Here is a 12,843-nt window from a genome sequence, read left to right as displayed (position 1 = left end):
CGAAAGCCGGGGCGCGCGAAAGCCGGGGCGCGCGAAAGCCGGAGCAAAGGGGCCGAAGGCAAGGGGGCCGGGGGAAGAGAGGCCGAGGGCAAGGAGAGCCGGGGGCGAAGGTGCCGGGGCCGAGGAGCGCCGGAGGGTGAAAACGCCGTGGCCGGCTCCCTCGCGGGAGCCGGCCACGGCGCGCTAAAGCGGGTGCGTCAGCTCTTGCCGCTCACCTCCCGCACGTCCAGCCGCCTGTCGGCCTTGGAGGCCATAGGCCGCAGCGTCTCGACGGTGACGTTGTACTCGCCGACCATCGCCACCTGCGTGAGCGCCTGGTACGTCCCCGGTTTCCCGGGCACCTCGGCCATCACGATGGGCCCCTGGCGATGGGCCATCGGCATGGCCACCATGTCCGTATGGGCCACGACCTGCGCCTTGGTGATCGGGTCGTAGCTGCCGGGCGCGCTCACCTTGGCTTCGATCTTCACCTGCAGGTCGCCGAGGTGGGTGGCGGTGATGTCGATCGCCGCCTTCGGATGCGCTCCGTGCGGTCCAGGAGCCGCCGCCGAGTCCGTCCCGGCCGCCGGAGCCTGGATCGTCGGCCGGGTGACGAGGAAGCCGATCGCCCCGATGGACAGGGCGAACGTCATCCCGATGCACCCCCCGAGCACCAGCCCCTGGCGGAACGGCGTCAGCCCGGCCGGCTTCTTGGGCGCCTTGCCGGGAGCCCGTCGCGGGCTCGGCACCCGCCGGGCCGGCGGCTGCTCGTCCCGGGACGACCTGAGCTTGCTGAGCAGGCTCATCCTGACCGCCTTCCGTAGCTCGCCCTGCTGCCCTGACCCGCGGTGCCGAACCACGCGTACGGCAGCTCGGATCCGGCGGGATCGCCGCCCTCGTCCCGTACGGGCATCTGGTTCGCGCCGGCCATCCTGTTGTCGGGCAGCGGGATCAGGTTGGGCTGGAGCCTGGCGTGCACCCGGAACAGCCCCCACTGACCACCGGGAAGGTGGCGGGGCAGCGTGCCGGAGCGGTAGAGATAGTCGCCGGGCACGTGACGGAACCCGCCGGCGCCGCCCGAGCTGTCCGGGTCGGCCAGCAGGTCGCGGACCACGCCGGGCACGATGTCGTACACGCTGCCCGGGTTGAACTGCCCCTGGGTGGCCGCGATCTGCGAGCCGGGGTCGCGGGGCGCGCGGCGCCAGGTGTGGCCGTGCAGGGCGAAGCTCGTCGAACGCGGGTCGCCCATGGCCTGACCGACCCGGAAGATCGTCCGGTCGCCGGCGTAGGCCTGGAACACCGGCGTCGCCGGGTCACCGTGCACCCGGGAGCTGAAGATCTCGGTGATGTTCTGGTTCCTGGCGTACCGCCACGACCAGGGCTCGTTGGTGTAGTTGATGGAGAACTCTCCCAGGTCCTCCGGGTCGTCGGCCTCCCTGCTCGGCTGGAGCACGAGGTCGAAGTTGTCCGGCACGGGCTTGCCGGTCTTGCGGAACAGCGCCAGGTCGCTGTTCATCAGCACGATGTTCTCCCGGAAGTCCGGATCCTCCGGATGGGTGATCACCGCGCTGGTGCCGCTGCGCAGCGGCCGGCCGTTCTTCGGGTCGAGGTACTCGGAGCCGGGCTTCTCGATGATCAGCGCGCCGTACAGGCCGTGGTGCAGGTGGTTCTGTACGTCGGCGTTGTCCCGCAGCAGCGCCATGCCGGTCGTGTCGGTCGGCAGCTCCCAGCGGTACTGGATGGTCTCCCCTGGAGCCACCGCCTCGGGCGGTTCTGAGTTGACCAGCTGCGGGCTGATCGACGCCTTGGAGCTCACCGGGAACGGCTCGAAGCCGGGCACGTTGTGGTGGTTCCTGGGCGGCCGCTGGATGCACTGCGGGAAGCGCAGCACGTTCTCCCTGAAGCCGAGCTGTCCCGGCTCGGTGGCCTCGTGGCAGTGCGGACGCATCTTGCGTGGATCGAGCTTGTTGGTGAAGTTCACCGTCACGCAGTCGCCGGCGTTCGCCCTGATCACCAGCGGTTCCGGTTGTTTCCTCCCTTGGCGCAGCGCCTGCTCGTCGGCCGCGAGGGCGTACATCAGGCCGTTCGGGTCGTGGTCGCCGTTCTTGTTGTAGACGATGTCGTGGTTCATGGCGATGACGTCGAACGAGCGGTTCTGGCCGGTCCGGCAGGGTGTCACCGGGCGGCTCCGCAGCCGGGCGGCTCCCGTCGTCCCGAACATCCCGGCGCGGGACTCGTGCTGGTCGATCGTCAGCTCGGACCATTCGTCGCGCTCGTTCTCACCCGTGCAGGTGTCGCGCGGGAAGTCCGGGAGCTCCCGAATCGGTGGCCCGCCCGCGCTCGGGTTGGAGCACGAGAAGATGCGCAGCAGTCCCCAGTCCCCGAGGAACCAGTCGTCCGCGCCGGCGTAGGCGTACTGGTAGTCGGTCACCTTCAGATCGGGCGTCGGCGGTGGCATCTCGTCCGGCAGCGGATCGACGTCGATGTATTCGAGCATGCCGATGTGCTGGGCGCCGACGATGTTCGAATCGGGATCTCGTGGCTCATGGCGCCATCGGAAGTGGTCCAGATTGAACCCGTGTGACTCCTCCTGGGACAGCTGGAAGAGCCGGAACCTGATCGGATCACCCCGGTACGCCTTCAGCACCGGCGTGAACGGATCCCCGTGCACCTTCAAGTTGAACAGCAGCGACGGGTCCCTGTTCCTGCGGGCCTCGAACGGCTCCAGCCGGTAGTTGACCCCCATGCCACCCTGGTCGTCGTTGCTCGACGGGAACTTGGCCGGGAAGATCGGCACCCCGTCCGGCGTGTCGAACTTGTCGTCCGCCCGCGTGCGCGGATCGTTCGGCTGGAACAACGGCACGTGGTCCTCGATGAAGAGGGAGAAGTTGCGGTAGTCGACTCCGTCCGTGAGCTGGTTGTTGTGGTCGATCACCGGTTCGCAGTGCACGTCGAACTGGGTCCCGACGACCCCGCGGGTCCGCGCGCCCGGCACGTCGGGCACGCAGCCCGCCGGGTGGATGGTCGCGCCGCCGAACAGCCCGTTCTTCTGGTGGGTGTTCGGGAAGAAGTGGTCGTGGAACGAGTTCGTCTTCGTGTTCTCCTGCACGAAGTCCCGGTAGGTGATCGTCTCGCCCGGTCCCGCGCCCTGATCGTAGTTCCAGCCGTTGGCGGCGCCGTCGGAGCTCAACACGTCGAAGTGCACCATGTGCTGGTGGATGCCGACCTCGTTGGTCTCCTGCGACCGGTCGAAGACGTTGCCGCCGAACATCCGGGGCAACTCGTTCGTCAGCTTGTAGATCACGCAGTCGCCGACGTTCAGGATGGGCGCGAACGGTTCGGGTTTCTTGCCGTTCAGCACCGCCTGTTTGTCACGTTCCAGGACATAGACCCGTGACTGCGGGATCGTCCATTTCAGATCAGGGTTGTACGTCTGTTTGATCTGGATGGCCGCGACCTTGAAGACCTTGGTCGGCCGGCCTATGGGACACGGGTCCTGGAAGAAGGCGCCCGGCTGCTGCCCGCCCGGGTCGGCCGCCGCCCGCTCCAGCGGTGTCGGCGGGAAGACGCCGTCCTCGGCCCGCGAGGCGAGCCCGAGTGGCGGCTTGGGCGCCTTGAAGCCGAACACTCCCGGGATGAAGTTCGGGAAGCCCGGCCGTTCCGGCGTCGGACTGGGCGGTGGCTGCCGCCCGGGGACGCCGGGCTGGTAGTCGTGATCGGGCAGCGGGAACAGCGGGAGCAGGCGCGTGCCGTCCGGCTGCCGCCGCGTGCCGTCCGACAGCGTCTCCAGCGTGCGGTTGAGCCCCCACATGCCGTTCGCGAAGTGCGGATAGAGGTGGCAGTGGAAGATGATGTCGCCGAAGGACGCCGGCTTGCCCGCGTTCGCCGACCCCGCGCCGCCCTGGATGATCAGCGGGTAGTGGCTGCCCGGCGAGACCGCCTGCACGTCGAGGAGGTTGGTCTTCCTCGTCACGTTGGCGGGCTCGCTGATCTCGTCGATCCCGCCCTCGTCCTCAGGGTCGAACATCCAGCGGTTGACGTGCCAGTGGAAGGTGTGGGTCTCGACCTCCGCGGGGTGCATGAGGCGGACCTGCGTCGGCTCGCCGCGGTAGTTGCCGATCACCAGGTCGCCGCCGCCCGGGTCGCCGTACGCCCAGGAGGACAGTGACGTCTCCTCACCGATGCAGCGCTCGGCGTCGAAGCCCTGGGCCTGGCGCCGTGCCGCCGGGCAGCCGACCTCGTCGCGGTTGAACCCGGGTTCTGAGCGGTAGTTGAAGGCGAAGTATTCCAGCTTGACCGGCACCTCGCCCTGCACCAGCGCGTCGGCGTCGCCGCCGCCGAGAGCGCGGATCGTCCCCCTGGTGAGCAGCCTGAGCTGCTCCCTGTTGGGCCGCACGCAGGACGTGTCACCCGCCTGTGGGCCGCCCCCGTCCTCGCGGCAGAACCGGGTGAGGATGCCGGGCTCGGCCTCCACCTCGTCGTGCATGAACATCACGTGCTCGCGGAAGTCCTTGCCGTTCGGCCGGATGATGACGGCCTGCGTCCCCGACTCCAGCGGCTCGCCCGTACGCGAGTCCACCCAGGTCGCCCCGGGCTCCTCGATGATGAACGCGCCGAACGCGCCGAACGCGTGGGAGCCGATGAAGCGCACGTTCCCGTCGCGGTCGATCGGGCGGGTCTGCTGTGAGGTGAAGTCCGCGCCGTCCTTGAACTGGAACTCACCCTGGATGTGGGCGTGCAGCTTGTACCTGATCGTCTCGCCCGGCCGGGCCGTGGAGTCCGGGTTGTTGCCCACCACGGTGCCGTCCGCGCGCCTGACGTCGTAGTCGAGGCCGTCGAAGTGCATCGAGGCGTTCGGCGCCTTGCGCGGGTCGAAGTCGATCTCCGGCACGCTCAGCGCCGGAGCGAACTCGCGCGGCCGCGGCGTCGGCGTGCCCGGCGGCAGCAGCCGCTCGCCGGGCAACGTGTAGATCGCGGAGTTGCGGATCCGCTCGTTGAGCGGCGGCGCCGGCTCGTTGAGCCGGTTGGTGAAGAACACCTTGATGCAGTCGCCCTGGTTGGCACGCAGGACCAGCGGCTCGATCAGGTCGCGCAATCCGCCTTCGCGCGGGTCGGCCGCCCGCGTGTAGGCGGCCCGCACGGCCGCGATGTTCTCGTCGAGCACGTACATGCGTCCCTCGGGAACCACGTCGCCGAAGCGGTTCACGAACAGCGGCAGGTTGATCAGTGAGACGTTGAACGTCTTGGGTTTCTTGCCGGTGCACGGATGCCGGGTCGGCTGCTGGATGTCGGGCAATCGCTCGGCGAGCGCGTTGCTCATCATCCACATCGACCCTCCGGCGAGGGCCATCCACAGCCCCGCTCCGGTGACCAGCAGCATCTTGATCGGCCAGGACCGCTTGCGGGTCCGCCGGGTGAGCATGGCCGCCGCGATGACGGCCAGCATGAAGAGCGGAATGAAATCGGTGTACGGCGCGTACAAGCATCCTCCAACCGAATGACCACTGAGTGGTCGCGCCGTCGGGGATCTGGGACAGAACCGGACAGAGGAGGGGATGACCGCCGGCATCGCCGCCCCACACGGTCGCCCCCGAGCCGTCCCGACCGCACGCCTGGCGATGCATGCCTGGTCAGAGTAAGAGTTGACGACCTTGAAACCTCGTCCGACCCGCCGACTGATCGCCGCCGTCGCCGCTGCGCACGGGGCTCCGACCGGGCGCGTATACGCGGCGTGTGCCGGACGTATTCCACCGCTCGTTACGCTCCCCGCAATCCAGTCATTCGTGACGACCGGCCCGATAGCCGGTCGGGACGGACCAGGGAGCGGGTGGTGCGGATGGCCGACGCGCGGTCGTGGGTCAGCGCCCACGTCTTCCACGACGGCGACCTCGACCTCGTCATCACCGACCTGCTGGCCACCGTGCAGAGCAGGCTCGACGCCGACGGGGCCGCCCGCGGGCTGTTCTTCCTGCGGTACTGGGAGGGCGGGCCGCACCTGCGGGTCCGCGTCCTGGCCCGGCCAGGACGCGTCGACGACGTGCGGCGGATCCTGTCGGGGGCCATCGCGGACGCGCTCAACCGCCTTCCCGCGCTCGTCCGGGTGACCCAGGAGGACTACGACCGCTACGCGCCTGCGATGGCGGAGCGGGAGCTGCGGCAGTCGTACGAGCGCCGCCGCCGCCCGCCGAACTCGTTCGCCTTCTTCCCGTACCGGCCGGAGACCGACAAGTACGGCACCGGCGCGGCCCTGCACGCCGTCGAGGACCACTTCGTCCGCTGCAGCACGGCCGTACGCCGGCTGCTGGCCACCGGCCCCTCCGACGACCGGCGCACCACGGCCGCGTTCGCCGTGCTCGCCCTGAACCGGTGGATCGCCTCGCGCGGCACCGGATGGCCGCGGCGCGAGCCACACCCGTGGCAGCCCGGCGAGCGGGCCCGCTACCTGCGCCGCCGCCCCGCCCTGCGCGCACTCGCCGAGCGGACGCGCACGCTGGCCGCGAACCCGCCCGAGCAGCCGTCCGGGTTCGCCGGCGCCCTCGCCGCCTCCGCCGCCACGCTGGCCGGCCGGCCCGACGCGGGGCCCGTGCTCGACATGTGCGCCCACCTCACCTGCAACCGGCTCGGCGTGGGTCAGGAAGAGGAGCTCCACCTGCGCGACCTCGCCGACAGGACCTTCGCGGAGCTGGTCGAGGAGGAGGCCCTCGCATGACGACCGGCTGGCACAGCGTGCACGTCCACCACTACGGCGACGCGACCGACCGGCTGCTGCTGGACGCCGTGCGGCCGGTCATGGCGGAGCTGGCCGGGCGCGGGCACCGGTCCTGGTTCGCCCGGCACTGGCGGCAGGGGCCGCACGTCCGGCTGCACGTCGAAGCCTCGGAACCGGCCTTCCTCACGGACGTGCTGCCGGTGGTCGCGGCCAGGATCGAGCCTTACCTGGCCGGGCTGCCTTCGGTGCCGCCCGACGTGGAGGCGCTGCTGCCGCTGCACCGCCGGCTGGCCGCGGCCGAGTCGGAGCGCGGCCCGCTGACCCCCTTCTACGCCGACAACTCCTGGCACGTCGAGCCGTACGACGACCGTACGGCGGTGCACGGCACGCCCGAGGCCGCCGCCCTGTACGCGGACTTCATGTGCGCCGCCAACGAGCACGCCTTCGCCGTCCTGGAGGGGCGCGACGTGCTCACGGCGGCGTTCGACGCCATGGTGGTCGTGGCCGACGAGTTCCACGAGGACGGCATCGAGGCCGGTTACCTCAGCTTCCGCTCACACGCCGACGCCTTCCTCGCCCAGCAGGGCGGCGGCGCGGCGCGGCGGCTAGCCTGGGACGCGCGCTTCGAGGCCCGCGCCGACGCGTTCGCAACCCGCCTGGACGCGCTGCTCGACTCCGGCGCCGTGGACGAGGCGACGGAGAGCCTGGTCGCCGCCCTGCTCGCGAGCCGGGAGCGCGGGCTCGGCCTGCGCCGGCGCGGTCTGCTCCCGCTCGGTGAGGACGGCGATCTCCCCTCGGTGCGGGACGCCTACCGCGACCTCAGCCCGTTCCACCGGGCGCTCGCCGAGAACGAGCGCTGGCTCGCCGAGGTGCTGCCCTCCACCTGGTTCGCGCTCTTCCGGCTCGTGCTGAACCTCATGTACCTGCAGTTCACCCGCCTGGGAGTGACGCCGTTGCAACGGTATTTCCTCTGCCACCTGGTCGCCGCCGCCGTGGAGCGGCGCACCGGCAGGCAGGCCACCGACGTCCTGCGCGCGTTCGCGGCGGCCGGGGACGCCGGATGAGCGGGACGGTGTACGAGACGCTGCGGCTGCGCGCCGGGGTGTCGGCCGGTCGCGGGCGGAGCGGCGTCCACCTGGTCGGCTACCCCGACGTGCGGCCGATCGGCGGCGACGACCTGGCCGTGGTGCGGGCGCTCGCCTCGGGTGAGCACCGCGCCGACGCCTTTCCGCCACCGGCTCGGCGGCTGCTGTCAGGGCTGCGGGAGGACGGCTGGCTCGTCGCCACCGTGTACGACGGCGACACGCCCGTCTACACGCTGGACCCGCAGGTCTGCCCGGACGGCGACGGCCCCGCGGACCCTGCTGTCGGCCGGTTGTCGCGTTTCACCACGATCGCGGCGGCGCCGGGCGGTGGGCTGCGGGCGACGTCACCCCGGGCGTGGGCGTCCGTCACCGTGCACACTCCCGGTGCGCTGGCCGTGCTCGCCGACCCCGGCTCCCGCGTCCCGCCTCCGGGGGTCGGCGCGCGGGCGGCTGCGATGCTGCGGCGGGACCTGCTGCGGGCCGGGCTCGCCGTGACCGGGGACGAGGACGCGGAGTTCCGGGTGCGGCAGTGGTCGGCGGTCGATCTGGCGTTCCACCGGAGCAGCCGGGGCATCGACGGCGAGGTGGGGGTGGCCGGCGGGTTCGGGGCCACGTACTGGGGGCGGGAGCACGTCACCGACGCGGGTCATCGGCCGCCGAGCGGGCCCGTCACCGAGCTGCCCCGCCCTGACCTCGCCCGCGTCGTCGCCGCCGACCCGAAGCTGACCGAGGTGCTTCAGGCGCGCCGGTCCTTGCGCGACCACGACGCCGCCAGGCCGATCACGCTGGGGCAGCTCGCGGAGTTCCTGCACCGCTGCGCCGCGACCGCCGACCACCCGACGCCGCACGGTGACCGGCCGCGCCGCGCCTATCCCGGCGGTGGCGGCGTGCACGAGCTGGAGCTGTACGTGGTGGCGCACCAGGTGGCCGGGCTTGAGCCGGGGACGTACCACTACGACGGCTACGGGCATCGGCTGGAGCCGGTGGGCCGGCAGGCCGGCGCCGAGCGGACGCTGCTGGAGGCGGCGCGTTCCATGTCGGACGCCCCGGTCATGCCGCAGGTGCTGGTGCTGGTGACCGCCAGGTTCGAGCGGCTCATGTGGGTGTACGAGGGGCTGGCGTACGCGCTGATCCTGAAGAACCTCGGCGTCCTGGTGCAGACCATGTACCTCGTCGCCACCGCCATGGGACTCGGCGGCTGCGCCCTGGGCGCCGGCGCGCCACGCGCCTTCCAGCGCATCACGGGCGCCGATCCCCTGAGCGAGGACGTGGTGGGGGAGTTCATGCTCGGCACCGTCGCAGGGGAGCACGACACGGAAGGGAACGCATGAGGCTGCGCCTGGCCGACCACACGTACATGGCGCCGATCGAGAACGGGCTGCACATCGTCACCCCGGCCGGCCCGGTCACGCTCACGGGGCCGTCGATCGCCCGGTGGGTCGAGGCCCTCGTACCGCAGCTGGACGGCCGATCCGGCCTCGACGACATCACGGCGGGCCTGCCGATCGCGCACGCGGCGATGGCCCGGCAGATCCTGACCCGGCTGCTCGACGCCGGCGTCGTCCGCGAGGTCACCGCCCCGCCCGACGTCGAGCCGGTCGCGGGGCCCGCGGAGGTCGCGTTCGTGGGCGCGCACACCGAGGGGGCGGGGGCGGCGTTCGCGCGCTTCCGCGAGCTCAAGGTCGCCGTCGCGCACGAAGGCCAGGCGGGCGGACCGCTGGCGGAGGCGGTCGCCGGCGCGCTGCGGACGTCGGGGGCCGGGGACGTCAAAGTGTGCGCGGCGGATGCGCTCGGCGACGACGACCTGTGGAGCCTGGACGTGCTGCTGGTGATCGGCGAGCTGGGCGCGGGCGGGCGGGAATGGGCGGCACGGGACGGGCTCGCCGTCGGGCACGTGCTGCGGGACGGCACGGACATCTGGTACGTCCCCGTGCGCGGGGCCAAGGAGGACCCGCTCAGCCCGGCATCCCTGCGCACCCGCCTCCGCACGGCCCCGCGCGCCCCTGAGCCGATCAGCGACCTGCACGTGGAGGCCGCCGCCGCCCAGGTGGGACGCGCGGTGCTGCGCTGGGCCACGGGCACGGCCGACCCGCGCCACGCGGGCAAGGTGACCAGGATCGGCCCCGGCCTCACCACGTCGAGGCACCACTGCGCGCCGCACCCGTACGAGCTGCCGGCCACGGCGTCCACCCCCGAGGCGCTGCTGACCCGGGTGGTGCACCTCAGATTCCGGCCCGTCGAGGACGGGCAGGCGTTCTCGGACGCGGCGGTCAGGGCGGCCGACGAGCTGTTCGGCCCGTTCCGCTTCCGGCCGGACGACTCCGCTGCGCAGAGCCCCCTGCACGTGTCGGAGGCCGAGGTCGGCGACGGCGTCGTACGGGCCGTGGGCTTCGACTACACGGAGACCAGGATCGAAGCGGCCCGTGCCGCGCTGACCAGGTACGCCGCCGCCATGGTCGACCCGCGCCGCCTGGTGGACGGCGGCGGGTCCGCGCTCGCGTACGACCTGGCGGCTGCGGCGACCGTGCGGCTGCCCGCGCACGACGCCTTCCCCCGCCCGGCGACCGGCGTGGGCGAGGGCTATGGCGCGAGCTGGGACGAGGCCGTGGCCCGAGGGCTGTGCACCCACTGGACGCGCGACCAGGAGCTGATCGAGGACGTGCGGGGAATCCCCGTCACGGTCGATCCCGGCGAGCTGGACGCGACGGGCCGCCGCTGCTTCGCCCTGCTGGCCGAGCTGGGCGAGCTGCCCGAGGTTCGGGAGCACGGGGGCCGCTTCGGCGTCACCGTGCTGTCGTTCCGCCGCGGCGGCGTGGAGGTGGCGAGGACCGCGGGGACCGCGTCGGCGGCCTGGACCAGGGGCCTGCTGGACGCGCTCTACGCCGTCCAGGTACGCGTGCACGCGGGCCGCCCGCGCCCGCCCGCCGAGCCCAGGCCGTCCCTGCCGACCGCCATGTGGGTCGATCCAGGCCGGTCCATCGACCCTGACGAGGTCGCGGCGGCGCTGGCCGCCGACGGCCGCCGCGCCGTCGTCATCCCCCTCGACCACGACCCCTTTGTGGCGGCGATCGCCCCGCTGAGCGTGCGGGTGGCGATCGTCAAGGAAGGACGTCAGGCATGACCGAGCACCCCGTGACCGTGCTGGCGGGCGGGCGGATCGCCGGCGCCGTGGCGGAGCGGCTCGGCGTACCGGCCGTTCCTCTTCCCGACGGTGAGCTGCCCCCGGGGCCGACCGTCGCCGCCGCGGACGGCTGGGCCGCGGTCGTCCCGCGTGACCTGCGGGCCAGGCTCACCGGCCCCGTGCTCCCCGCCCGCGTCGAGCTGGACACGATCGTCATCGGCCCCTGGGAGACGCCGGGCGAGCAGGGGTGCGCCTCCTGCGCCGCGTACCGGCAGTCGTGGGCCGCTCCGGCGTACGAACGGGGCGAGATCGTCCGCGAGCGCCACGCCGACCGGCTCGCCGCGCCCTCGCCGCTGCTGACCGGGGGCGCGGCCGGGCTTGCCGCGGCTCTGATGGCCGACGACCTGCGCGCGTACGCCGAAGGTGCGACGCCGCGGACCCGCGGCACGGTGCTCACCGTGGACCTGCACGACCTGTCGATCACCCCGCACCGGGTGCTGCCCGACCCGCTCTGCGCGGTCTGCGGCCCGCGCGTGACCGACGAGCCGCCGGCGGCGCTGGGCACGCCCAGCCCGGTCCCGAGCCACGCCGAGGGCGCCGTACGCGGGCGCGACCTCGTCGGGGAGCTGGACGCGCTGACCGACACGTACGTGGACGAGCGCACCGGCGTGGTCTGGCTGCTGCACGACCGCACCTCCGGCGGCGCGATCCTCAGCACGGCGGAGGTGTCGCACCGGTGGGCCCGGGGATCGGGAGGCTATGGGCGCGCCTCGGAGCGCCGGGTCAGCAGGACGATCGCGCTGCTGGAGGCGCTCGAACGGTTCTCCGCCTCGCCGGGACGGCTGCACCCGCCGAAGGTGGGGACGTACCACGAGCTGCGGGACCGGGCGCTGGACCCGCGCACGCTCGGCCTGCACCCGCCGCAGGCGTACGAGGAGCCCGGCTTCGCGTACGAGCCGTTCGATCCGGACCGGAACTACCGCTGGGTGTGGGGCTGGTCGTTCCTGCGCGGCGAGCCGATCCTGGTGCCCGAGACCGTCGCCTACTACGGGACGCACTCCCACGAACCCGACAACCGCCCCTTCGTCTACGAGATCTCCAACGGCTGCGCGCTCGGCTCCAGCCTGGAGGAGGCGGTGCTGTACGGGATGCTGGAGATCGCCGAACGCGACGGTTTCCTGCTGACCTGGTACGCGCGGCTGCCCGCACCGGAGCTCGACCTCGCCACCCTCGACGAGGTCAACGCGCTCCACCTCGCCGCCCTGCGCGCCGAAACCGGCTACGACCTGCGCCTGTTCGACATCACCACCGAGCACGGCATCCCCGCCGTCTGGGCGCTCGCCACCGCGCCTCCCGGCACGGACCTGCCGGCGGCGTTCTGCACCGCGGGCTCCCACCTGTCCGGCCGCCGCGCGGTCGCGGGCGCGGTGGCCGAGCTGGGCGACATGCTGACCAACGGCATCAGGTACGGCGGCGGCCCCGAGATCAGGGCCAGGGCGGCGGCCATGGCCGCGGACTCCTCCGCCGTCGAGGAGATGGAGGACCACCCGCTCCTCTACCACGACCCCCGCGCCGCGGCCCGGCTGGCCTTCCTCACCGCCGGCACGCCCACCCGCGCGGTCGGCGAGGTCGGCTCGGGCACGGAGGAGTTCGCCTCCGACGACCTCGGCGAGCTGATGCGCGCGGTCGTCGGCCGCTACACCGCGTCGGGGATGGACGTGGTGGTCGTGGACCAGACCTCCGACGAGCTGCGCGCCATGGACCTGCACGCGGTCAAGGTGCTGATCCCCGGGACGGTGCCGATGACGTTCGGGCACCGGTACCGGCGTACCAGCGGGCTGCCCCGGCTGCTGGAGGTGCCGCACCGGCTCGGCCACATCGGCCGCCCTCTCACCGAGGACGACCTCAGCACCGATCCGCACCCGTTCCCCTGAAGCCGCGGAGGAGAT

General features: G+C 72.5%; 7 protein-coding genes. 5 read left to right on the top strand and 2 right to left on the bottom strand.

What is annotated here, in order from left to right; genetic code table 11:
• Window positions 1–197: 197 nt before the first annotated feature.
• Both ACFFR3_RS40255 and ACFFR3_RS40250 read right to left on the bottom strand, forming a co-directional pair.
• Window positions 198–785: a hypothetical protein gene (locus ACFFR3_RS40255; protein ID WP_345394714.1), complete on the bottom strand. Its 588-nt coding sequence runs from the start codon at window positions 783–785 to the stop codon at window positions 198–200.
• Window positions 782–5,461: a hypothetical protein gene (locus ACFFR3_RS40250; RefSeq protein ID WP_379484836.1), complete on the bottom strand. Its 4,680-nt coding sequence runs from the start codon at window positions 5,459–5,461 to the stop codon at window positions 782–784. The genes ACFFR3_RS40255 and ACFFR3_RS40250 overlap by 4 nt, the downstream gene beginning before the upstream one ends.
• Window positions 5,462–5,815: 354 nt before the next feature.
• On the opposite strand from ACFFR3_RS40250, the gene ACFFR3_RS40245 reads away from it, so the two are divergent.
• The 5 genes from ACFFR3_RS40245 to ACFFR3_RS40225 are packed head-to-tail and all read left to right on the top strand — an operon-like array spanning window position 5,816 to window position 12,828.
• Window positions 5,816–6,688 carry a thiopeptide-type bacteriocin biosynthesis protein gene (locus ACFFR3_RS40245; RefSeq protein ID WP_345409495.1) on the top strand — a complete coding sequence of 291 codons (873 nt, stop codon included), beginning with the start codon at window positions 5,816–5,818 and terminating at the stop codon, window positions 6,686–6,688.
• Window positions 6,685–7,752, top strand: coding sequence for a thiopeptide maturation pyridine synthase (locus tag ACFFR3_RS40240; RefSeq protein WP_345394720.1), 1,068 nt, complete (start codon window positions 6,685–6,687; stop codon window positions 7,750–7,752). The genes ACFFR3_RS40245 and ACFFR3_RS40240 overlap by 4 nt, the downstream gene beginning before the upstream one ends.
• Entirely contained in the window at window positions 7,749–9,104 is a 1,356-nt protein-coding gene (locus tag ACFFR3_RS40235) for a SagB family peptide dehydrogenase (RefSeq protein ID WP_379484835.1), read from the top strand. Before ACFFR3_RS40240 ends, ACFFR3_RS40235 begins: the two co-directional genes overlap by 4 nt.
• Window positions 9,101–10,894: a hypothetical protein gene (locus tag ACFFR3_RS40230; protein WP_379484834.1), complete on the top strand. Its 1,794-nt coding sequence runs from the start codon at window positions 9,101–9,103 to the stop codon at window positions 10,892–10,894. Before ACFFR3_RS40235 ends, ACFFR3_RS40230 begins: the two co-directional genes overlap by 4 nt.
• Entirely contained in the window at window positions 10,891–12,828 is a 1,938-nt protein-coding gene (locus tag ACFFR3_RS40225; protein WP_345394735.1) for a TOMM precursor leader peptide-binding protein, read from the top strand. Before ACFFR3_RS40230 ends, ACFFR3_RS40225 begins: the two co-directional genes overlap by 4 nt.
• Window positions 12,829–12,843 lie beyond the last annotated feature (15 nt).

This window comes from Nonomuraea salmonea, assembly GCF_042428605.1.
In the GTDB taxonomy this organism is placed as follows: domain Bacteria; phylum Actinomycetota; class Actinomycetes; order Streptosporangiales; family Streptosporangiaceae; genus Nonomuraea; species Nonomuraea salmonea.
The sequence above is the reverse complement of the archived record's forward strand: the minus strand, read 5'-3'. Positions and strand labels throughout refer to the sequence as shown.